General features: G+C 72.7%; 19 protein-coding genes. 10 read left to right on the top strand and 9 right to left on the bottom strand.

The window, feature by feature from the left end; all coding sequences use genetic code 11:
• Window positions 1–9 precede the first annotated feature (9 nt).
• The 3 genes from ACJ9NR_RS02665 (at window position 10) to ACJ9NR_RS02675 (ending at window position 3,093) form a co-directional block, all read left to right on the top strand.
• Complete coding sequence (locus tag ACJ9NR_RS02665; RefSeq protein ID WP_412489995.1) at window positions 10–1,059, top strand: family 2 encapsulin nanocompartment cargo protein terpene cyclase; 1,050 nt, start codon at window positions 10–12, stop codon at window positions 1,057–1,059.
• A gap of 48 nt (window positions 1,060–1,107) precedes the next feature.
• The gene (locus ACJ9NR_RS02670; RefSeq protein WP_412489994.1) at window positions 1,108–1,986 is read left to right on the top strand and encodes a geranyl diphosphate 2-C-methyltransferase; all 879 of its coding nucleotides are present in this window, start codon (window positions 1,108–1,110) and stop codon (window positions 1,984–1,986) included.
• 195 nt (window positions 1,987–2,181) lie between these two features.
• A complete protein-coding gene (locus ACJ9NR_RS02675) occupies window positions 2,182–3,093 on the top strand; it encodes an SGNH/GDSL hydrolase family protein (RefSeq protein ID WP_412489993.1) in 912 nt (303 codons plus the stop codon).
• 93 nt (window positions 3,094–3,186) lie between these two features.
• Here ACJ9NR_RS02675 and ACJ9NR_RS02680 read toward each other — a convergent pair whose 3' ends face one another.
• Window positions 3,187–3,669 (bottom strand): VOC family protein, encoded by a 483-nt coding sequence (locus ACJ9NR_RS02680; protein WP_412489992.1) that lies wholly within the window; start codon window positions 3,667–3,669, stop codon window positions 3,187–3,189.
• Between the two features lie 124 nt (window positions 3,670–3,793).
• Between ACJ9NR_RS02680 and ACJ9NR_RS02685 the strand changes: the two genes are divergently transcribed.
• From ACJ9NR_RS02685 to ACJ9NR_RS02695, 3 genes are all read left to right on the top strand, one after another.
• On the top strand, window positions 3,794–5,020 hold the full coding sequence (locus tag ACJ9NR_RS02685; protein WP_412489991.1) for an epoxide hydrolase family protein: 1,227 nt from the start codon (window positions 3,794–3,796) through the stop codon (window positions 5,018–5,020).
• A gap of 152 nt (window positions 5,021–5,172) precedes the next feature.
• Window positions 5,173–5,811: an ATP-dependent Clp protease proteolytic subunit gene (locus ACJ9NR_RS02690; RefSeq protein ID WP_412489990.1), complete on the top strand. Its 639-nt coding sequence runs from the start codon at window positions 5,173–5,175 to the stop codon at window positions 5,809–5,811.
• A gap of 1 nt (window position 5,812) precedes the next feature.
• Complete coding sequence (locus tag ACJ9NR_RS02695; protein ID WP_412489989.1) at window positions 5,813–6,415, top strand: ClpP family protease; 603 nt, start codon at window positions 5,813–5,815, stop codon at window positions 6,413–6,415.
• Window positions 6,416–6,587: 172 nt separating this feature from the next.
• On the opposite strand, the gene ACJ9NR_RS02700 is transcribed toward ACJ9NR_RS02695, so the two are convergent.
• Window positions 6,588–6,989: a helix-turn-helix domain-containing protein gene (locus ACJ9NR_RS02700; RefSeq protein WP_412489988.1), complete on the bottom strand. Its 402-nt coding sequence runs from the start codon at window positions 6,987–6,989 to the stop codon at window positions 6,588–6,590.
• 82 nt (window positions 6,990–7,071) lie between these two features.
• Here ACJ9NR_RS02700 and ACJ9NR_RS02705 point away from each other — a divergent pair, with 82 nt between their 5' ends.
• Window positions 7,072–7,965, top strand: a complete 894-nt coding sequence (locus tag ACJ9NR_RS02705; protein WP_412489987.1) for a class I SAM-dependent methyltransferase — start codon at window positions 7,072–7,074, stop codon at window positions 7,963–7,965.
• Between the two features lie 16 nt (window positions 7,966–7,981).
• Window positions 7,982–8,866 (top strand): RNA polymerase sigma factor SigF, encoded by an 885-nt coding sequence (locus tag ACJ9NR_RS02710; protein ID WP_412490528.1) that lies wholly within the window; start codon window positions 7,982–7,984, stop codon window positions 8,864–8,866.
• 25 nt (window positions 8,867–8,891) lie between these two features.
• Here the strand turns inward: ACJ9NR_RS02710 and ACJ9NR_RS02715 are convergent, their stop codons facing one another.
• Window positions 8,892–9,347, bottom strand: a complete 456-nt coding sequence (locus ACJ9NR_RS02715; RefSeq protein WP_412489986.1) for an ATP-binding protein — start codon at window positions 9,345–9,347, stop codon at window positions 8,892–8,894.
• 109 nt (window positions 9,348–9,456) lie between these two features.
• Window positions 9,457–10,617 (bottom strand): DUF6777 domain-containing protein, encoded by a 1,161-nt coding sequence (locus tag ACJ9NR_RS02720; protein WP_412489985.1) that lies wholly within the window; start codon window positions 10,615–10,617, stop codon window positions 9,457–9,459.
• Window positions 10,618–10,777: 160 nt separating this feature from the next.
• Here ACJ9NR_RS02720 and ACJ9NR_RS02725 point away from each other — a divergent pair, with 160 nt between their 5' ends.
• Window positions 10,778–12,058: a streptophobe family protein gene (locus ACJ9NR_RS02725; protein WP_412489984.1), complete on the top strand. Its 1,281-nt coding sequence runs from the start codon at window positions 10,778–10,780 to the stop codon at window positions 12,056–12,058.
• Window positions 12,059–12,159: 101 nt separating this feature from the next.
• Here the strand turns inward: ACJ9NR_RS02725 and ACJ9NR_RS02730 are convergent, their stop codons facing one another.
• The 5 genes from ACJ9NR_RS02730 to ACJ9NR_RS02750 form a co-directional block, all read right to left on the bottom strand.
• The gene (locus tag ACJ9NR_RS02730; protein ID WP_412489983.1) at window positions 12,160–13,746 is read right to left on the bottom strand and encodes an IS1182 family transposase; all 1,587 of its coding nucleotides are present in this window, start codon (window positions 13,744–13,746) and stop codon (window positions 12,160–12,162) included.
• A gap of 63 nt (window positions 13,747–13,809) precedes the next feature.
• Window positions 13,810–14,802: a serine/threonine-protein kinase gene (locus ACJ9NR_RS02735; protein ID WP_412489982.1), complete on the bottom strand. Its 993-nt coding sequence runs from the start codon at window positions 14,800–14,802 to the stop codon at window positions 13,810–13,812.
• On the bottom strand, window positions 14,792–15,436 hold the full coding sequence (locus tag ACJ9NR_RS02740; protein WP_412489981.1) for a hypothetical protein: 645 nt from the start codon (window positions 15,434–15,436) through the stop codon (window positions 14,792–14,794). The genes ACJ9NR_RS02735 and ACJ9NR_RS02740 overlap by 11 nt, the downstream gene beginning before the upstream one ends.
• 8 nt (window positions 15,437–15,444) lie before the next feature.
• Window positions 15,445–17,784, bottom strand: coding sequence for an ABC transporter ATP-binding protein/permease (locus ACJ9NR_RS02745; RefSeq protein WP_412489980.1), 2,340 nt, complete (start codon window positions 17,782–17,784; stop codon window positions 15,445–15,447).
• 59 nt (window positions 17,785–17,843) lie between these two features.
• Window positions 17,844–18,254 (bottom strand): hypothetical protein, encoded by a 411-nt coding sequence (locus ACJ9NR_RS02750; RefSeq protein ID WP_412489979.1) that lies wholly within the window; start codon window positions 18,252–18,254, stop codon window positions 17,844–17,846.
• A 342-nt stretch (window positions 18,255–18,596) separates the two neighbouring features.
• On the opposite strand from ACJ9NR_RS02750, the gene ACJ9NR_RS02755 reads away from it, so the two are divergent.
• Window positions 18,597–18,977 (top strand): nuclear transport factor 2 family protein, encoded by a 381-nt coding sequence (locus ACJ9NR_RS02755; RefSeq protein ID WP_412489978.1) that lies wholly within the window; start codon window positions 18,597–18,599, stop codon window positions 18,975–18,977.
• The last annotated feature ends 438 nt before the right edge of the window (window positions 18,978–19,415 follow it).

Consider the following 19,415-nt stretch of genomic DNA (forward strand, 5'->3'; position numbering starts at 1 on the left):
GAGAGAGCGATGAGTGCGCCCGCATCCCCGACGCCGCTGCCGGGGCCGCCCGATCTGGCCCGCACGGTGCGCAGCCGCCGCGGCGGGGCGATCCCCGGCCTGCGGTACCGGCCCGTCGCGCCCGCCGACCCGGCCAAGGCCGAGGAGATCGACCGCAGGCTGGAGACCTGGGCCCACGGTCTCGACCTGTTCCCGAAGGCGTGGTCGGGGGACTTCTCGGGCTTCCAGTTCGGCCGGGCCGTCGTCCTGCAGCATCCCGCGGCGGCCGACCTGGAGCGGCTGACCACGGCGGGAAAGCTGCTGCTGGCCGAGAACCTCATCGACAGCTGCTACTGCGAGGAGGACGAGGGCAGGGGCGGCGCCCGCCGCGGCCTCGGCGGCCGGCTGATCCTGGCCCAGTCGGCGCTCGATCCCTTCCAGGGCCCGCCCCTGCTGCAGGAGCAGTGGGCGCGAGGCGTGCAGGCCGACGGTCCGCTGCGCGCGTACCACCGGGCGCTGAGGGACTACTCCGTCCTCGCCACCCCCAGCCAGACCGACCGTTTCGTGCACGACATCGCCCGGCTGCACCTCGGCTATCTCGCCGAGGCGGCATGGGCGGAGACCCGGCACGTGCCGCAGGTGTGGGAGTACCTGGTGATGCGGCAGTTCAACAACTTCCGCCCCTGCCTGTCGATCGTCGACGCCGTGGACGGCTACGAACTGCCCGAAGCGGTCTACGCCCGCCCGGAGATCCAGCGCGTCACCGCGCTGGCCTGCAACGCCACCACCGTCGTCAACGACCTGTACTCCTTCACCAAGGAGCTGGCGAGCGACCCCACCCACCTGAACCTGCCGCAGGTCGTCGCCGCCAACGAGCGGTGCGGCCTGAAGGCCGCCTATCTGAGGGCCGTCGAGATCCACAACGAGATCATGGCGGCCTTCGAGGAGGAGTCCGCCCTCCTGGCCGCCACCTCACCGCTCGTGGAGCGCTACGCCCGGGGCCTGTCCGACTGGGTGGCCGGCAACCACGAGTGGCACGCCACCAACACCCACCGCTACTCCCTGCCCGACTACTGGTAATACCCGTACTGCTGACGTGACGTCAGACGCACCACGAGGAGTCATCTGTTGACCATCGCCCCCGACGCCGGCACCACGGCGGCACCGGTACCGACCCAGTCCCGGTACCAGAACCGCGTCGCCGACTACTGGAACGCCGAGGAGAACCCGGTCAACCTCGAACTCGGCAGGATCGACGACCTCTACCACCACCACTACGGCATCGGCGAGGCGGACCGCTCCGTGCTCGAGGAGGCCGACCCCGCACGGCGACGGGAGCGGATCACGGCCGAGCTGCACCGTCTGGAACACGCCCAGGCCGAACTCCTCGCCGGCCACCTCGGTCCGCTCTCCCCCGCCGACCGCGTCTTCGACGCGGGCTGCGGGCGCGGCGGCGGCAGCGTCGTGGCCCATCTGCGCCACGGCTGCCAGGCGGACGGCGTGACGATCTCGGCCAAGCAGGCCGCCTTCGCGGCCGAGCAGGCCCGCAAGCGGGGCATCGACGGCCAGGTCCGCTACCACCACCGCAACATGCTCGACACCGGTTTCGAGACCGGTGCATACGCCGCCTCGTGGAACAACGAGTCGACCATGTACGTCGAGCTGGAGCTGCTGTTCGCCGAGCACGCCCGGCTGCTGCGCCGCGGCGGGCGCTATGTGGTGATCACCGGTTGCTACAACGACGCCTACGGCCGGGCGTCCCGCGAGGTGTCCCTGATCAACGCCCACTACATCTGCGACATCCATCCGCGCTCGGAGTACTTCCGGGCGATGGCCCGCAACCGGCTCGTCCCCGTCCACGTCCAGGACCTCACCGCCGACGCCATCCCCTACTGGGAGTTGCGCCGGCAGGCCGACCACCTGGTCACGGGCATCGAGGACACGTTCCTCACGGCGTACCGGGACGGCAGCTTCCAGTACCTGCTGATCGTCGCCGACCGGGTCTGATCCGCCCCCGTCACCCCCGCGGCGCGTCGGCGCCGCGGGGGTGGCGCGTTCCGGCACGGGCCGGGTACGGGCCCGTGCCGGAGCCGTCCGGGCGAGGGGGCATGAGGGGTTCAACTCGACGCCGGCCCTTCCTCGTTGAACCCGACTGTGCTTGCCTGGTGAGCCGTTCTCGGTCGCCGGTGCAGGAGTCGCCGTATGCGCAAGCCGTGGATCGTGGGATCACTGCTGGCCGGAGTCCTGCTGCTGGGCGCCTGCGGCGACCCGTCGGGGCCGGTGGAGGTGCCGGCCTCCCCCGCACTGCCGCAGGTGTCCGCCACGACGACCCATCAGCGGGCCCCCGCCACCCCGAACAGGCCGGCGGTGAAGCCACGGGTGCTGTATCTCGGGGACTCGCTCGCCATGGAGGCCCAGAACGTCCTCGGCGACCGGCTCCGCGCGGACCTGGAGGCGGCGTACACCAGCGTCCCGTACTCCGGGACCACCCCGTGCGACTACCTCGAGGGCACGCAGGAGCGCTCGCTCGTGCCGGACGCGGACAAGGCGGCCGCACTGGTGCGCGCCCGGCATCCCGACTATGTGGTGCTGCAGTTCTGGGGCAACGCCTGGGGCTACACCTGGTGCATGGACGGGATCACCTACGACGCCGCACCGCAGCGGTACTTCACGCGCTACCGCGCCGACCTGCGCCGGCTCACCGAACAGATCGCCGGCGCGGGCGGCGCCCGCCGCCCGGCGATCGTGTGGGTGCTCCAGGGCCCGGACCCGGTCACGCCCGACCGGGTGCGGCGCGTGAACGAGATGTACGAGCGGCAGGCCGCCGCCTCGGGCGACCTCGTCGCCGACGCGGGCGCCGCGGTCAGCCCGGCCGGGGCCCGCTACACCTGGAGCCAGTACCTGCCGTGCACCGCCTACGAGCACCAGCACGACGGCTACTGCACCGAACCGGGCCGCGACCGCACCGCTCTCCACCTCGACCGGGACTACCTGCACTTCTGCCTGGCGCCCACCACCGCCGCGCCGAAGCCGTGCCCGGTGCGCTCCCCCGGCATCCTGCGGATCGCCCGCGCGATCAGCCGGACGGTCGCGGAACGAGCGCGCGCCCGGTGAGCCGGCCGGGGCGCCACCGGTGTGGCCGCGGCCGGTCCGCCCGTGGCGCTGAGCGCGGACCGGCCCTCGCGCGGAAGGACGGCGGCCCGGCGGTCACTCGCCCGCGTAGGCCTTCTCCAGCGCGGCGATGTCGAGCTTGCCCATCGACAGCATCGCCTGCATCGCGCGCGCCGACTTCGCCGGGTCCGGGTCGCTGATCATCCCGTCCAGGCTCTCGGGGATGACCTGCCAGGACACTCCGTAGCGGTCCTTGAGCCAGCCGCAGGGGCCGGGCTCGCCGCCGCCCTCGGTCAGCTTGGCCCAGTAGTAGTCGATCTCCTCCTGGTTCTCGCAGAACATCTGGAAGGAGATCGCCTCGGTGAACTTGAACTGCGGGCCGCCGTTCAGGGCGACGAACCGGTGGCCGTTGACCGTGAACTCGACGGTCAGCACCGTGCCGGCCGGCTGCATCGCGCCCTCGGTGTAGTGGGACACCCTGCCGATGCTGGAGTTCTTGAAGACCGAGACGTAGTAGTGGGCGGCCTCCTCGGCCTGGCCGTCGAACCAGAGACACGTGGTGAATCCGTCGGTGGTCATGGGTTCTCCTCCTGGGGCGTGGAACGCGGTCACCTGTACCGACCGGTTCCCGCCGTGGAACTCATCGGTGGGACGGCGGAGAAATCCGGATGGCGGCGGCACCGTCCGCACCTACGCTCCGTGCATGACGTCATCGCCCGCCGGCACGGCGGACAACCACGAGCACTCCGCCGGCATCCGGCCCTTCCGTCTCGACATCCCGCAGAGCGCCCTGGACGACCTGCACCACCGCCTCGACCGCACCCGCTGGCCGGACGAGCTGCCCGGCACCGGATGGGCCTACGGCGTGCCCGCCGGCTACCTGCGCGAGCTCGCCGGGTACTGGCGCCACTCCTACGACTGGCGGGCCGCCGAGGCGCGGCTCAACCGGTGGCCGCAGTTCACGACCACCGTCGACGGCTCGAACGTCCACTTCGCGCACGTCCGCTCCCCCGAGCCGGACGCCACCCCGCTGATCGTCACGCACGGCTGGCCGGGGTCCGTGGTGGAGTTCCTGGACGTGGTCGGTCCGCTGGCCGACCCCGCGGCGTACGGCGGCGACCCGGCCGACGCCTTCCACGTCGTGGTACCGAGCATCCCGGGGTTCGGGCTGTCCGGGCCCCCCGCGGACACCGGCTGGGAGGCGGGCCGGATCGCCGACGCGTGGGCCGAGCTGATGCGGCGGCTCGGCTACGAGCGGTTCGGCGCGCAGGGCGGCGACTGGGGGGCCGCGATCTCCCGCGAGCTGGGCCGTGCCCATCCCGACCGGGTGATCGGCGTGCACCTCAACCTGCTGCCGGGCGGGCAGCAGCTCACCGAGCCGACGCCGGACGAGCTGGACGAGCTCGGCACGGAGGAGCAGGAGCGGACGCTGCTGTCCTGGCGGCGGTGGAGCGAGTGGTCGCGCGAGGGGACCGGCTACGCGGTCCTGCAGTCCACCCGGCCGCAGACCGTGGCCTACGCGCTGGCCGACTCGCCCGTGGGCCAACTCGCCTGGATCGTGGAGAAGTTCCAGGAGTGGACGGACTCGCGGCTGCTGCCCGAGGAGGCCGTCGACCGGGACCGCATGCTCACCAACGTGATGCTGTACTGGCTGACCGGGACGGCCGGTTCCGCCGCCCGCGTCTACTACGAGCGCGCGCACGCCACGGGCCGTGCGGCCCGGCCCGACGAGCCGTCGGCGGCGCCCACCGCGCTCGCCCTCTTCCCGGCCGAGCCGCAGCTCCCGCTGCGGCACAAGGCGGAGCGGACCGAGAACCTGGTGCGGTGGACGGAGTTCGACCGGGGCGGGCACTTCGCGGCGATGGAGGAACCGGATCTGCTGGTGGGGGACGTACGGGCGTTCTTCCGGCAGCTGCGGGAGAAGGGCTGACCAGGGCCGGCACCGCTTCCGCGGGCGGGAGGAGGAAGGGGTGACGGCGGGCTCTGCCCGCGGCGAATCTGCCGCGGGCAGAGAAACCGCGGCGGCGCGCGCGGCCGGGCCGAGAGTGGAGTCGACGGCATCACCGCTCGACAGGAGAGACCATGACCGCACTCAGTGCCTTCGCGCCCCGCGCGGAGGAGGGCGACACCGCGCCCAGCAGGTTCGACGACCATCTCGCGGCCCAACTCCTCGGCCAGCGCATCGTGTTCCTCGGCACCCAGGTGGACGAGGTCTCCGCCAACCGGGTCTGCGCACAGCTGCTCCTGCTGTCCGCGGAGGATCCGCGCACCGACATCAGCCTGTACGTCAACAGCCCGGGCGGCTCGGTGCACGCGGGCCTGGCGATCTACGACACCATGCGGCTGATCCCGAACGACGTCTCCACCCTCGCCATGGGCTTCGCGGCGAGCATGGGGCAGTTCCTGCTCAGCGTCGGCACGGCGGGCAAGCGGTACGCCCTGCCGAACGCGCGGATCATGATGCACCAGCCGTCGGCCGGGATCGGCGGCACCACCGCGGACATCGAGATCCAGGCGGAGAACCTGGAGCACACCAAGCGGACCATCGAGCGGATCACCGCCGAGCACACCGGGCAGAGCGCGGAGACCATCTCGCGCGACGGCGACCGCGACCGCTGGTTCACGGCCGAGGAGGCCCGGGAGTACGGCATGGTGGACCGGGTCGTGGAGTCCCTCGCGGACGTCCGCCCGACCGCCTCGAAGCGACGGATGGGGCTGTGACATGGGGAACTACACGATTCCGTACGTCGTCGAGCGGACCGCGCACGGCGAGCGCTCCTCGGACGTCTTCAGCCGCCTGCTGTCCGAGCGGATCATCTTCCTCGGCACCGAGATCGACGACGGCGTCGCCAACGTCGTCATCGCACAGCTCCTGCACCTGGAGTCGGCGGCTCCGGAGAACGAGATCGCGATCTACCTCAACTCCCCCGGCGGATCGTTCACCTCACTGATGGCGATCTACGACACGATGACCTTCGTGCAGGCCCCGATCTCGACGTTCTGCGTCGGCCAGGCGGCCTCCACGGCGGCCGTCCTGCTGGCGGGCGGGGATCCCGGCCGGCGCTTCGTGCTGGAACACGCGCGCGTGCTGCTCGGCCAGCCGGCCAGCGGCGGACGGCAGGGCACCGTCTCCGACCTCACCCTGCAGGCCAAGGAGATGGTCCGGATCCGCTCCCAGGTCGAGGAGGTCCTCTCCCGCCACACCCACCACGACATCGCGACCCTGCGCGCGGACATGGACCGCGACAAGGTCTTCACCGCGCCGGAGGCGGTGGCGTACGGCCTGGCGGACGAGGTGCTGAGCCGCCGCCTGGTGATGGCCTGAGACCCGCCCCCGACGCGCCGCCGTCAGGCGGCCACCGGTTGACGGCAGCGCCCGGGCGGCACCGCCCGGCGTGAACCACTGCTCCGGCGCACCCTTTCGAGGGTCCGCGGCTGCGGCCACGTCGCCTACCGGCGCCTCGACACGGTGTCGCGGGCGCCGGTTCGCCTGCCCGTCAGGCGGCCAGGCAGAGGCCGTTGCGCGGCGAGGCGGACGTCGTCCGGCCGCGGCCGGGCCGGCGGCCGGTGGCGCGGACGAGCTCGCCCTGGGCCAGGGAGAGCAGGTCGGCCAGCCCGAGGCCCAGGGCGTGGGCGGCGGCCGCGAGGACCTCCGACGAGGCCTCCTTGCGGCCCCGTTCCACCTCGGAGAGGTACGGCATGGAGATACGGGCCTCGTCGGCCACGTCCTTCAGGGTGCGCTCCTGAGCGAGGCGTTCGCGCCGCAGGACGTCGCCGACCAGGTCACGCCAGAGGGGCTCCCTGGGCGGCGGGCCGGCGGGAGGAGGGGCGAGGGGACGTGCGCCCCGCGGGGGGCGCAGTTCGAGGACCCGGGCTTCGTCCGGCGCTTGGCTGCTCACCTTCCCAGCCTAAATTCCCTCGCCCCGATGGGAAGAGATCGGCATTCTGCCCTGGGTGGAATCGCGGAGGACGGAGGGTGCGGTGACGGCGCTGCGGGAGACGTTCAACGAGGACGCCGAGCGGTACGACCGGGCCCGGCCGCGGTATCCCCGCACCCTGGTCGAGGAGCTGGCCCGCGCGGCGGACCTGGGCCCGCACAGCCGCGTGCTGGAGATCGGCCCGGGCACCGGCCAGCTGACCCGTCCGCTGGCCGAGTCGGGCTGCCGTATCACCGCGGTGGAGCTGGGCGACGCGCTGGCCGCCGTGGCCCGGCGGCGGCTGGCCGCGTTCCCGCACGTGGACGTGCGGGTCGCCGAGTTCGAGAGCTGGGACCTGCCCCCCGAGCCGTTCGACCTGGTGGTGAGTGCCACCGCCTTCCACTGGATCGACCCCGCGGTACGGCTGGTCAAGGCGGCGCGGGCGCTGCGCCCCGGCGGGCGCCTCGCCCTCGTCGTCACGGAGCACGTGGCGGGCGGCACCGAGGACTTCTTCGCGCGGGCCCAGCGCTGCTACGAGCACTGGGATCCGGCCACACCGCCCGGTCTGCGCCCGCAGCCGGCCTCCGAGATCCCGGCGGGCACCGGCGAGCTGGAGCGCTCCCCGCTCTTCGGCCGGGTGGCCGCCACCCGCTACACCCAGGACATCACCTACACCACCGACGAGTACATCGACGTACTGCTGACCTACTCGGGCCACCGCGCCCTGGACGAGAGGTCACGGCGGGGTCTGCTGGCGTGCCTGCGCCGGTTGATCGAGACACGGCACGGCGGGAGCGTCACCAAGCGCTACCTCCATGAACTGATCGTGACCGGCACTCCGCAGCACGGCCCGAATCGAGTCGCTGCGGCTTCCGGAGGGCATGGTTCTTCGGTTGCCGGGTACCCGCCCCTGCGAAGAACAGATGAAGACGGACGGACACAGACGTCGACACCGTGACTTCGTGGGAGAGGAAATGGACACCGCCGTGGAACGGTCGGAGGCAAAGGCCGTGGGGGCCGCCGGGACCAGCACGGGTGAGCGACCACTGCCGGGGATCGAAGAGCCCCGGGCGGTCGCTCCCCGGGACGCACGGGAACTGTCCCGTCAGTTCTTCCAGCGCCTGACGGAAGTCGAAGAGGGCACGCACGAGTACCAGTACGCGCGCAACACCCTGATCGAGATGAACATGTCACTCGTGCGGTTCGCCGCCGGACGCTTCCGGGGGCGCGGCGACGACATGGAGGACGTCGTCCAGACCGGGATGATCGGCCTGATCAAGGCGATCGACCGTTTCGAGCTGTCCCGCGAGGTCGAGTTCACGTCGTTCGCGCTGCCGTACATCGTCGGCGAGATCAAGCGCTTCTTCCGCGACACCACCTGGGCCGTGCACGTGCCGCGCCGGCTGCAGGAGCTGCGGGTGGAACTGGCCAAGGCGCGCGAGGAACTGGCCAGCCGACTGGACCGTGACCCCACGGTGCCCGAACTGGCCACCTTGATGAACATCTCCGAGAACGAGGTCGTCGAGGCGCAGATCGCCTCCAACGGCTACAACTCCTCCTCCCTCGACGCCGCGCTCACCGGCGACGGACCGGAGAACGGCGAGGCGGTGCTCGCCGACTTCATCGGCGTGGAGGAGGACGGGCTGCGGCTGGTCGAGGACTTCCACTCGCTCGCCCCGCTCATGGCGGAACTCGACGAGCGGGACCGGCAGATCATCCACATGCGCTTCGTGGAGGAAGCCACGCAGGCCGAGATAGGCGAATGCCTCGGCTGCTCACAGATGCACGTGTCGCGGCTGATCAAGCGGATCATCACGCGGCTGCGCGAGGGAATGCTGGGCGAACTCGGCTGTGCCTGAGGGCGGTGCCGCGGGCAAACCGGCCTCAGGCGCGGACCAGTCTCACCACCGCGCACACCCGCTTGCCCACCGGAACCCGTTCCACGGCGACGCGTTCGGCCAGGGCGTGGACGATCTCCAGTCCGTGCCGCCCGACACGCTCGGGGTCGCGCGGGAAGCGGCGCGGGAGCGCCGAGCTGCTGTCGTAGACCCAGATGCTCAGCGAGGCGTCCGTGCCTTCGAGTTCGAGGATGTACGGGCCGTTGCTGTGCCGGTCGGCGTTGGTGACCAGCTCGCTCACGACCAGCAGGACCTCCTCGAGGGTACGGTCCTCGATCCGGGCACACCACTCGGTCCTGAGCTGGTCCACGAAGTGCGCGGTGAAGGAACGTGCCTCGGCGATGCACCCCTGCTCGCCGGTGTAGTGCGCCGCCCGCCGCAGCGGCTCGACGGGCACGTCGAAACCAGTCGGTATCACTGCCCCGCCCACGTGCTCGATCATGCGTTTCTCTCTCGGAAGCCGGCCAGGCCGGAAACACACTGCTGCTCCATGCTCGTACCCCGAGACGCGTTTCGCAGTCCCCCCTTCCGGCCGTTGTGTCCCCCTGGACTCAGGACGCAGGCGGTGCGGCAGGGGTTGCGGACGTGTCCGGTGGGCTGCCGGCGGGCTCGGAGGAGGCCGGCTCGGAACTCGGGGCGGAGGGGGACCCGGAAGGGGCGGCCGACGTCGGCGGACAGGGAGTCGAGCCGTGGTCCGTGCCCGGCGAGGAGGCGCACCCGGACGGGGACGACGATGACGGGGGCGCCGACGGCGTGGACACGCTGACCGACGGGGAGGGCTTCGCGGGCGGTTGCGTCCTGCGGTCGTGGTGGCCGATATCACCTCGGTGCCGGGCGATCCACTCGCCGTGCTCGGGGTCGTAGAGGACGAAGACGTCGATGGTCCGCGGCGCGGGGATGACCACCACCACGTTCGAGGAGCGGTATCCCGGCCAGGTGTCGCCGGTGGGCGCGGGTGTGCTGCGCAGGGCGACGGGCGGGGTCAGCGGGTTGCCGCAGGCGCAGCGCACCCGGGGCACGCCGCGGCCGTCGACGAGGACGGCCGTGCCCGCCTGCAGGACCGCCTGGTAGCTGGTGGCGGCGCCGTTGCGGTAGCCGTGGTTGGTGACGCGGGTGTCCGTCCGCAGCTGTACGGGGGTCAGGGAGCGCAGGTAGGAGGGCACCCCGGCCGGGGCGACGCCCTCGACCGAGGCGAAGGCCCTGTTCTTCGCCTGGTCCGCTCCCAGCGCCTTGATCTGCTGTTCGACGTCGCAGCTGGAGACGTTGCGGGTGCCGCCGTAGAGGCCGGGCGACCCGCCGTCGACCTGCCGTACCGCGTTCGCGGGCGCCGATCCGGTGGCCGGGGAGGCGGAGACGGGCGGGGCCGAGCTGTCCTCGGCGGTGGACTGCGTGAACGGCTCGGGGCCGGACTTGCCCGCGGCCTGGAGGAACAGCTCCCCACCGCCGTGCCCTGAGCCGCCGGGCCGGGTGAGGACGACCGCCAGGATCACGGCGGCTACCACCGCGGTGGCGAGCACCGCGAGGCGGGGCACGGACCTCCACCACGGCCGGCGCGGCGGGGTACCGCCTCCGCCGCCCCCGCTGCCCCCGCCAACGCCGCCGCTGCCGCCCGGTGGCTGCGCGGGCGGGCCCGAGGGGGGCTCGGAGGGGCCCGAGAGCGGACCGGAGGGTGGTCCTGTGGGGCGGCCGGAGGACGGCGGTTCGACGCTCACGAGCTCTCTCCCGACGCGGCTTTCGTGCGGCCCGCCCCGAGATGTGCCGCTTTCTTACCTGCCGAACCCATTGTGTGTCCCGGTCCCCCGCCGCCCGCAAGCCGACGCGGACGGACCTCCCGGCGGGCGGGGCGCGCGGGTGCTGCTTAGCGTGGCGGACGTGAGCCCGCGAAACCTCTCCGCCCCGGATGCCGCCCGCCACGGCTGGACGCGGGCGCTCGCCGCGGTGCTGGTCACGCTGATCGCCATGTGGGGAGTCGCCGCCCTGGGGTTGCTGGCGGCCGGAGCGGGAGGTCTGCCGGACGGCGCGTTCCCGCGGGTCGTCACGGCGACGGTGGTCACGGCCGTCGGCGGCACCGTCGAGCTGTCCGGGAACGCCGGTGCGCTGGCGGAGTCCGCGGCCGGGATCACGGTGATGCCGTTGTCCGTCACGCTGGTCGGGGCGCTCGTCCTCGCCGCGGGGTTCCTGCGCCCGCTGCGGCACCGGGCGGTCGCGGGCGCCGCGGAACTCGCCGGCTGGGCGGCCCGGATCGCGGTGCTGTGGGTGGCCGCGCTGCTCGGCATGGCCTTCGCCGCCCGTCAGACGTTCGCGGTGTCGCTCGGCACCGGCGCCCTCAGCGACCTCGGCGACGTGTTCGGCCTGTCGCCGGAGGTGGGGTTCACCACCGACGTGCCGCTGACCGTGCTCTTCGGCGTCCTGTGGCTGGCCGGTGTGCTGGTGCTGGCTCTGCTGGTCTCGCGTGCGGCGCCGCTGCCGGGGCGGCTGCTGCGCTTCGAGGCGTCGGTACGGCCGGCGGCGTACGCCATGGTCGTCCTGCTGCTCGCGTTCGTCGCCGTGGGCCTCGTGATCGCACTGGTCGTCGCGGCGACCCGCGGGCACGCCGCGGAGACCTTCGCGGTGATCCTGCTGGGCCTGCCGAACGTGGCCTGGCTCGCGCTCACGCTCGGACTCGGCGCCACCTGGACGGGCCGGGTGCAGGGCCCCTTCGGACTGCCCATGCCGCACGTCCTCGACGAGGTGCTGCGGGCCGAGGACGTCTCCACCCTCAACGTGTCCACGCTGTCCCACTACGACGGACGGGTGTGGTGGCTCGTGGCGGTCGACGCGGTACTGATCCTGGCCGCGGCGTTCTCGATGGCGGCCCGCTCCCCCGCCCGCGTACCGGCCTGGCGGCACGCCCTGCGCATGGCGCTCGCCCTCGCCGCGACCGTCCTCATGATCTGCCTGGTGGGCCGCATCTCCGCGCACTACGGGCTGTCGCTGCTCGGCATCGGAGACCTGGGCGGCGGCCTGTCCGGTGAACTGTTCCTGAAGCCGCGGGTGTGGGGCGCACTGGGACTCGCCGTGCTGTGGGGCCTGGTGACCGGCTTCCTCGGCGCCCTGCCGGCCGGACCGGTGCGCCGGCCGGGCGAGGCCGCGAAGCGCGACGGCGGCGCGTGAGGCCGCCGGCCGGCCCTGGACCAACCCTAGGTCAGCACTAGAAGGCTGCTGAAAATCTTGTTGTGGGGCTGTCCGGCCGTGGGCTGGGCGGCCCTTCTTGGTTATGCGGTGGCCGGGGTGAGGTGCCAGCTGCCGTTGGCCCGGGCGAGTCCGAGGTTGATCAGTCGGCGGAGGTTGAGGGCGGCTGCGCGGTGGTGGAGCCAGAGGTTGTTGGCGATGGCGCCGCGGTAGGGGACTCGCCGGTTGCCCTTGGCGACCAGCCAGGCGATGGCGCGTTCGACCGGGGGCCGCCATCGGCGGTATTCGTCCTGCCAGGCGGGGTCGGTGGCAGCCTGGTGACGGGCTGCGGTGAGCAGTTCGTGCCGGGCGTGGACGTTGAGGGTGCGTCCGGTCTTGGAGGTGGTGCAGCGTCCGCGCAGGGGGCAGTCGCTGCACACGCGCTTGAACTGGGCGGTGCGGGCGCCGTCCGCTTTGACCTGTCCGAGGTGGGCGGTGTGTCCGGCGGGGCAGGTCGCGGTGCCGGCGGCCGAGTCGATGAGGAAGTCATCGATGGTGAAGCCGCCGGGGACGGCCTGCCGCAGCGGTGGCGGCTTGATCACCAGAGTGTGGCCATCTGCCTGCAACCGGGCGCGCAGGTCGCCGGTTCCGTAGGCGGAATCGCCGAGCACGGTTAACTCCTGGCCCTCGTCCTCCTCGGCCAGCAGATCGCAGGCGACAGCGGCCTCGTGGCTGTCAGGGCCATAGCCGCTGGTGAGGGCAACCGCGGTGAACAGCCCGCTCTCCGGCTCGAAGGACGCATGCCCTTTGAAGCCGTCCTGATGGCGGGTGCGGTTCTTGTGGATGTGGCGTGCGTCCGCATCGACGGTGGACACGGTCCGGTCCGCCACCGTGCGCCGGGCGATGCGCCAGCGTCCGTCGCGCCCGTCGGAGTCCTCGGCCGGCTCCACGTCCTGGCCCGCGACCAGGGCCAGCAGGCCCACCGCGTTCGCCGCTCTCTCGCCCAGTTCCTGCTCGGGCAGGTGCCCGAGCAGGTTGACCGCGTCGGTGACCAGCGCGTCGACCAGCGTGGCACGGGCGGCCTCGTCGTCCCAGGCAATCCTCGGCTTGCCCGGGTCGGTGTAATCGTGCGCGTGGCACCACCGCGCCGCGGTCTCCCCGCCCCTGGGGACCTCGCGGATCACCCGGCGGATCGCGGAGATGATCTGGGTGACGGTGTCCTGGGTGGCCACCGCGTCGTCCAGCACAGTCGAATCCAGCGCTCGCCGCTGCTTGCCTTTGAGTACCCCGGTCGCGGCCACGACCTCCTTGACCTTGGTGAAGATCCGCGTCGGATCGGCCGAGTGACGCAAACGGCGCCGGAAGTACGTCAGCAGCGAGGGATCGAACGCGGTGTCGTACAGGCCGAGCCCGCAGGCCGCCTTCCAGCGCAGGTCACACCGCAGTTCCTGAACCGTCTCGAAGTCCGACAGCCCGTGCAGGCTCTGCAGCACCACCGTGGCGGCCAGCACCTGCGGCGGCAGACTCGGACGGCCGTTGGACGAGGGGTACATATCCGCAAACATCCCCGGCGGGAACAGCACCTCCCGGTGCTCGGCCAGGAACGCGAACACACTGCCCGCCGGGATCAACTCCCGGCAGGTCTCCCACACATCCGGCCCGACCATCTCCCCGGCCCACTCCCCCTGCATGCCTACAAGACTGGCCCCAACTCCACCGAGCCGGGGCCAGAACCCGAGATTTTCAGCAGCCTTCTAGACGGGTTCCCGGAACACGGGCTCGGCCCAGCGCGGCGGCGGTTCGGGCCGGCTTCCGCTCGCGTGCGGAGGCCGCGGGGCAGTCGCCGTCGGCGGGTGGCCGGCCGGCGGGGTGCCCGTCGTGGCGGTGCGCAGGGCGGTGACGAAGGAGCGGCAGGAGTCGTGGCGGTCGCCGGGGCTCTTGGCCAGGGCCCGGGCGAACACGGCGTCGGCCTCCGGGGTGAGGCCGGGGCGGAACTCCGTGAGCGGGGGCGGCTGGTCGTACTGGTGGGCCCAGAGCAGGGCCATGTCGTCGTCGCGCCGGAAGGGCGGGCGGCCGGCCAGGGATTCGTAGACGACGCAGGCGAAGCCGTAGACGTCGCAGCGTCCGTCGACGGGCCGTCCGGAGATCTGCTCCGGGGCCACGTAGTCGAGGGTGCCGACGAACTGGCCGACGGAGGTGAACCCGGTCAGCGACAGGGACTTCTTGGTCAGGCCGAAGTCGGTGAGGTAGGCGTGCTCGGGATGGTCGCTGTCGGTGCCGCGGGCGACGAGGATGTTGCCGGGCTTCACGTCCCGGTGGACCAGCCCGTGCTCGTGGGCCGCGTCGAGCGCGGAGGCGATCTGCGCGGCGACGCGCAGCGCGGTGGCGGGGTCGAGGGGACCCCGCCGGTCGAGGAGGTGGCGCAGGTCGCTGCCCTCGACGTAGCGCATGGCGATGTAGAGGACGCCGTCCGTCTCGCCCGCCTCGTAGACCGGCACGATGTGCGGGTGGTCGATCGCGGCGGCAGCCCGGGACTCGTGGGTGAAGCGGAGGCGGAAGGTGTCGTTGCGGGCGAGTTCCGGGGCGAGCAGCTTGAGGGCGACCGTCCGCTCCAGGCGCAGGTCCCGGGCGCGGTAGACGACGGCCATGCCGCCGCGGCCGATCTCGCGCTCGATGCGGTAGCCCGCGATCCGCCGGCCGATCAGGTCGGAGGGCCGGCCCGCGAAGACGCTCGCGTCACGGACCATCGGGTGTCACGACCTGCGTGGGCGCGTGCCCGCCGTCCGGCGCGGCGGCCGGTGCGTCGCCGGCGGGCGGTGCGTCGCCGGTGGCGCGCGGTGCGTCGCCGGTGGCCCGCGGTGCGTCGTCGGTGGCCCGCGGTGCGTCGTCGGTGGCCCGCGGTGCGTCGTCGGTGGTGAAGGTGCTCAGGCACGTTCCGTCGCCGTAGACCCAGCGGCTCTGCTCGGTGTCGTACAGCCAGACGTTCTCGCCGTCGACGACGATCCCGACGCGCAGTCCCCGCGTACGGCCGCGGAAGGACTCGCCGTCGAGGCCGCCGCGTGCGCGTTCCTCCACCGCGGCGCGGTAGCGGGCCAGGTTCCGCTCGGTGCGGGCGAGCAGCGGGCGCGGGTCGGCGGTTCGGGCCCGCGGGCCGCCGGTGGCGGGCGGGTCCTGCGGCACCGCGACCAGCCGGCGGCCGTCGACCCAGGCCGACCAGCCGTTGGAGCAGACCACGTGCGCCCACTCGCCGCGCCGCTCGGCGAGCTGCACGGGCAGCAGGGGGTCGAGGGGGACGGTGGGACGGTCCGGATCGGGGGTCTCCCAGGCGGGCATGCCGTGCTGGGGGACGACATGGGTGGGGCGGAAGCCGGGGTTCGTCATCGCGGTGCCTACTTCCGCATCACGACGGGCTCGTGCCGGCGCAGCAGCCGGGAGACCAGGAACCCGAAGAGCGCCGAGAGCACCACCAGCATGGCGATGTCGAGCAGCCAGGTTCCGGCCGCGTGCCGGAACAGCGGATCGCCGGTCAGGTCGCCCGGCACGATCCGGGCCAGTCCCACCGTGCCCGCCATCGCGCCGAGCGCCCACCGCGAGGGCACCAGCCACGCCAGCTGCTCCAGGCCCGGAACGCCGTGGAGCTTCAGCAGGGCTCCGCAGAAGACGACCTGGACGATGGCCAGCAGGACCAGCAGCGGCATCGTCACCTCCTCCTTGCGCACCAGCGCGGAGACGAGCAGGCCGAGCATCATCGCCGTGAAGGCCAGCAGCGCCACGGCCACGGTGATCTCGGCCAGGGGCGGCAGCAGTACGCCTTCGCCGCCGGGGGCGTTGAGGTCGACGCCCAGGAGGGCGACGAGGGTGAGCACCACGGCCTGCAGGACGGTGATCGCGCCGAGGACGACGACCTTCGACATCAGATACGCCGACCTGGACAGGCCGACGGCTCGTTCGCGCTGGTAGATGGTGCGCTCCTTGACCAGTTCGCGCACGGCGTTGGCCGCGCCGGTGAGGACGCCGCCGACGCACAGGATGAGCAGGGCGTTCATGGCCGTCGCCTGCGTCAGCCTGCTGCCGGCCAGGGCGCGGGCCATGGCGCCCATCACGAACGGCAGGGCGATCATGATGGCGAGGAAGGTGCGGTCGGCCCCGAGCGCGGCGGTGTAGCGGCGCACCAGCGTGCCGAGCTGGGCACCGCGGCTGCGCGGCCGGGGCGGCGGGGTGACGACGACCGGGCCCGAACGGGGCACGCGGGGCTGTGCGGTGGCGTCGCTGACGTAGCGCCGGTGGGCGGGCGAGCTGCGGAAGTCGCCCGCCCAGTCGCGGTCGCGGTCCCGTTCGAAGGCCTCGAAGGCCTCCGGCCAGTGCGCGAAGCCGAAGAAGCCGAGGGCTTCGTCGGGCGGCCCGTAGTAGGCGATGGTGCCGCCGGGCGCGAGCACGAGCAGCCGGTCGCACACGTCGAGGCTGAGCACGCTGTGGGTGACCACGACGACCGTACGGCCGTCGTCGGCGAGACCGCGCAGCATGTGCATCACCGAGCGGTCCATCCCGGGGTCGAGGCCCGAGGTCGGTTCGTCGAGGAAGAGCAGCGAGGGCTTGGTCAGCAGCTCCAGGGCCACGCTGACCCGCTTGCGCTGCCCTCCGGAGAGGCTGTGCACGGGCTGGCCGGCCCGCTGTTCCAGGCCGAGTTCTCGGATGACCTCCTCCACCCGGGCCCGGCGCTCGGCCTTCCCGGTGTCCTGCGGGAAGCGCAGTTCGGCGGCGAAGGACAGGGCGCTGCGGACGGTCAGCTGGGCGTGCAGGATGTCGTCCTGCGGCACGAGTCCGATGCGCTGGCGCAGCTCGGCGTAGTCGCGGTAGAGGTCGCGGCCGTCGTAGAGCACGGTGCCGCGGTCGGCGGGCCGCTGGCCGGTGAGGGCGTTCAGCAGTGTGGACTTGCCCGCGCCGCTGGGGCCGACGACCGCGAGCAGGCACTTCTCGCCCACCGGGAACGACACGTGGTCGAGCAGGGTCTTGTGGCCGCGGTCGACGGTCACCGTGAGGTCCTGCACGTCGAGGGAGACCTCGCCGGTGTCGACGTACTCCTGGAGCTGGTCGCCGACGAGGCAGAACGCCGAGTGGCCGATGCCGACGATGTCGCCGGGGCCGACGGTGGCGGCGGTGACGGGGGCGCCGTTGAGGAACGTGCCGTTGTGGCTGCCCAGGTCGGCGATCTGGTACGTGCCGTCCGGCAGGGCGCGCAGTTCGGCGTGCCGGCGCGAGACGATCAGGTCGTCGACGACCAGGTCGTTGTCGGCGGCGCGCCCGATGCGGACGGTGCGGGTGGGCAGCGGGCGGACGCTGGTGGGGCGGCGGTAGGTGGCGGTCAGGCCGGGCATGGAGACCGCCGAGGGGCGCTCGGGGGGGCTGACCGACCGGCTGATCAGCACGGCGCGCGGGCCGTCGGCGGGGTTGCCGAAGTGGATCACGCTGCCGGGGCCCACGCCCCACGCGTGGATGCGGCGGCCGTCGGTGAAGGTGCCGTTGGTGCTGTTCTCGTCCTCGATGATCCAGTGGTCGGAGTCGGCGCGCAGCACCGCGTGGTGCCACGAGACGCGTATGTCGTCGATGACGATGTCGCTCAGCGGGTCGCGTCCCACGTGGTAGTCGCGGGCCGGGCTCATCACGGTGGAGCCCGCCTCGGTCTCCAGGACGAGTTCGGGCGCAGTCGGCGCGACGGGCCGCTCTGCCATGGGCAGGATTCTACCGATTCACCCCTCTGTGCGCCCGGCGCGGCGGGCGTCGCGGGCGGTCAGCCGACCGGCAGGACGAGTGCGGGGATGGTGCGCTGCATACGGAGGGCGTCGACGGACTCCGCCAGCAGTTCGTACTCGGTGGTGTCGTCGTTCGTGGCGATCCGCACGAGCCGTCCGGCGGCCAACTGCTCCGCGACCAGTTCCTGTTGGGCGTCGTCGGCGCACCAGGAGCGCAGGACCGCCGGCACGTCGGGCACGGTGTCGGCGACCGGCACGAGCGAGCTCGGCGGGAAGTGCCCGGCCTCGGGCAGGGGGTCGAGCCGGTCGGCGATCCAGTTCGCACGCTCGCGCAGCCACCACAGGGCGAGGGCCAGGGTCGGGGCCCGGTAGGAGCCCAGCGGCACACCGATCCGCTGGCCTCCGCAGGTGCCGTACGCCGTTACGTGGCATAAGAACTCGTCGTGCACGTCCGCTCCCCCGTGGCTCGTGTGCCGGTCGGCCGTCCTCGCTTTCGGTGCGGCTCGTGTGCGGTGGCCGCGATCATGTGCGGTGCGTGATCGCGCCTTCGCTCGCCGTGAAGTCCCTCGACTGTTGAGTATGTTCACTGCTGAAACAGAGTCACCACGACTTTCCGGCCAGTCTCCTGGCATATTCACAGGGGCAGTTGGCCGAAATCCTGCGAGCACCGCCATTACCCGCGGAGTAATCGACGGCGCGCGGCGGCGCGGGCATGGTTGCCGTACCGGGTCGCCGGAGCGCGCATCCGGATCCTGACCAGCGAAGACCACCTCGATGGAGGCTGATCCGCCATGTCCGTGAACACCGACCGTTACGAGAACGCCGTCGCCCGCTACTTCGAGGCCTGGAACGCGGCCGAGCCCGAGGAGCTGACGAAGGCGGTGGCCGCCGCCTGGGCCGTCGACGGCGGCTATACCGACCCGCTCGCCGACGTCTCCGGGCACGAGCAGATCGCGGCCGTGATCGCAGCGGCCCACGAGCAGTTCCCGGGTTTCGCCTTCCGGCCGAGCGGTGCCGTGGACGGCCACCACGACACGGCGCGCTTCTCCTGGGAGCTGGTCGCCGAGGACGGCTCGGCGCCGGTGGCCGGCTCCGACGTGATCACGCTCGACGAGGACGGCCGGATCCGGGCCGTGCTCGGCTTTCTCGACCGGGTGCCCACCGGGGCCTGAGCGACGCGCGCGGTCCCGGCGCTCGCGGTGGCTTCTCCCGGGCCTCTTCCGGCTTCGGTCTCTTTCGGTGCCCGGCCACCGCGAGCGGCGCAACCCGGGGCGTGCGGCACGGTCGGCAGGCACCCTTCCCCGGCCCTCCCGGGGCCGTCGGGGACGGACGGCACGTACACGGCCGACCGGAGACGGCCGACGCGCCCCTCGCGGCAGGGCTCAGCAGGCGCGGCCGGGACCGGGTGCCGCGGCCCTCGCCGCGCATCCGGCCACCATCGCCGGCCCCGGCGGGCCCCGGCTCCGGCTCCTCCCGGTCCAGGCGTTCGGCGGACGACACCGCGGACGCCGGGGCCGGGGTCCGGGCTGACAGCGGCGGCGACGACAGCGACAGCGACAGCGACAGCGACAGGCTGAGCCGACGCCGGGTCACGGCAGACGCCGTCCCGG

This window comes from Streptomyces sediminimaris (genome assembly GCF_047049295.1).
Taxonomy (GTDB): Bacteria; Actinomycetota; Actinomycetes; order Streptomycetales; family Streptomycetaceae; genus Streptomyces; species Streptomyces sediminimaris.

What these genes read in the sequence shown, in the direction of transcription:
- ACJ9NR_RS02755 (WP_412489978.1), top strand. Translation starts at nt 18,597, where the DNA reads ATGTCCGTGAACACCGACCGTTACGAGAACGCCGTCGCCCGCTACTTC.
- ACJ9NR_RS02695 (WP_412489989.1), top strand. Translation starts at nt 5,813, where the DNA reads ATGGGGAACTACACGATTCCGTACGTCGTCGAGCGGACCGCGCACGGC.
- ACJ9NR_RS02685 (WP_412489991.1), top strand. Translation starts at nt 3,794, where the DNA reads ATGACGTCATCGCCCGCCGGCACGGCGGACAACCACGAGCACTCCGCC.
- ACJ9NR_RS02690 (WP_412489990.1), top strand. Translation starts at nt 5,173, where the DNA reads ATGACCGCACTCAGTGCCTTCGCGCCCCGCGCGGAGGAGGGCGACACC.
- ACJ9NR_RS02735 (WP_412489982.1), bottom strand. Translation starts at nt 14,802, where the DNA reads ATGGTCCGTGACGCGAGCGTCTTCGCGGGCCGGCCCTCCGACCTGATC.
- ACJ9NR_RS02740 (WP_412489981.1), bottom strand. Translation starts at nt 15,436, where the DNA reads ATGACGAACCCCGGCTTCCGCCCCACCCATGTCGTCCCCCAGCACGGC.
- ACJ9NR_RS02715 (WP_412489986.1), bottom strand. Translation starts at nt 9,347, where the DNA reads ATGATCGAGCACGTGGGCGGGGCAGTGATACCGACTGGTTTCGACGTG.
- ACJ9NR_RS02730 (WP_412489983.1), bottom strand. Translation starts at nt 13,746, where the DNA reads ATGCAGGGGGAGTGGGCCGGGGAGATGGTCGGGCCGGATGTGTGGGAG.
- ACJ9NR_RS02745 (WP_412489980.1), bottom strand. Translation starts at nt 17,784, where the DNA reads ATGGCAGAGCGGCCCGTCGCGCCGACTGCGCCCGAACTCGTCCTGGAG.
- ACJ9NR_RS02710 (WP_412490528.1), top strand. Translation starts at nt 7,982, where the DNA reads ATGGACACCGCCGTGGAACGGTCGGAGGCAAAGGCCGTGGGGGCCGCC.
- ACJ9NR_RS02680 (WP_412489992.1), bottom strand. Translation starts at nt 3,669, where the DNA reads ATGACCACCGACGGATTCACCACGTGTCTCTGGTTCGACGGCCAGGCC.
- ACJ9NR_RS02665 (WP_412489995.1), top strand. Translation starts at nt 10, where the DNA reads ATGAGTGCGCCCGCATCCCCGACGCCGCTGCCGGGGCCGCCCGATCTG.
- ACJ9NR_RS02675 (WP_412489993.1), top strand. Translation starts at nt 2,182, where the DNA reads ATGCGCAAGCCGTGGATCGTGGGATCACTGCTGGCCGGAGTCCTGCTG.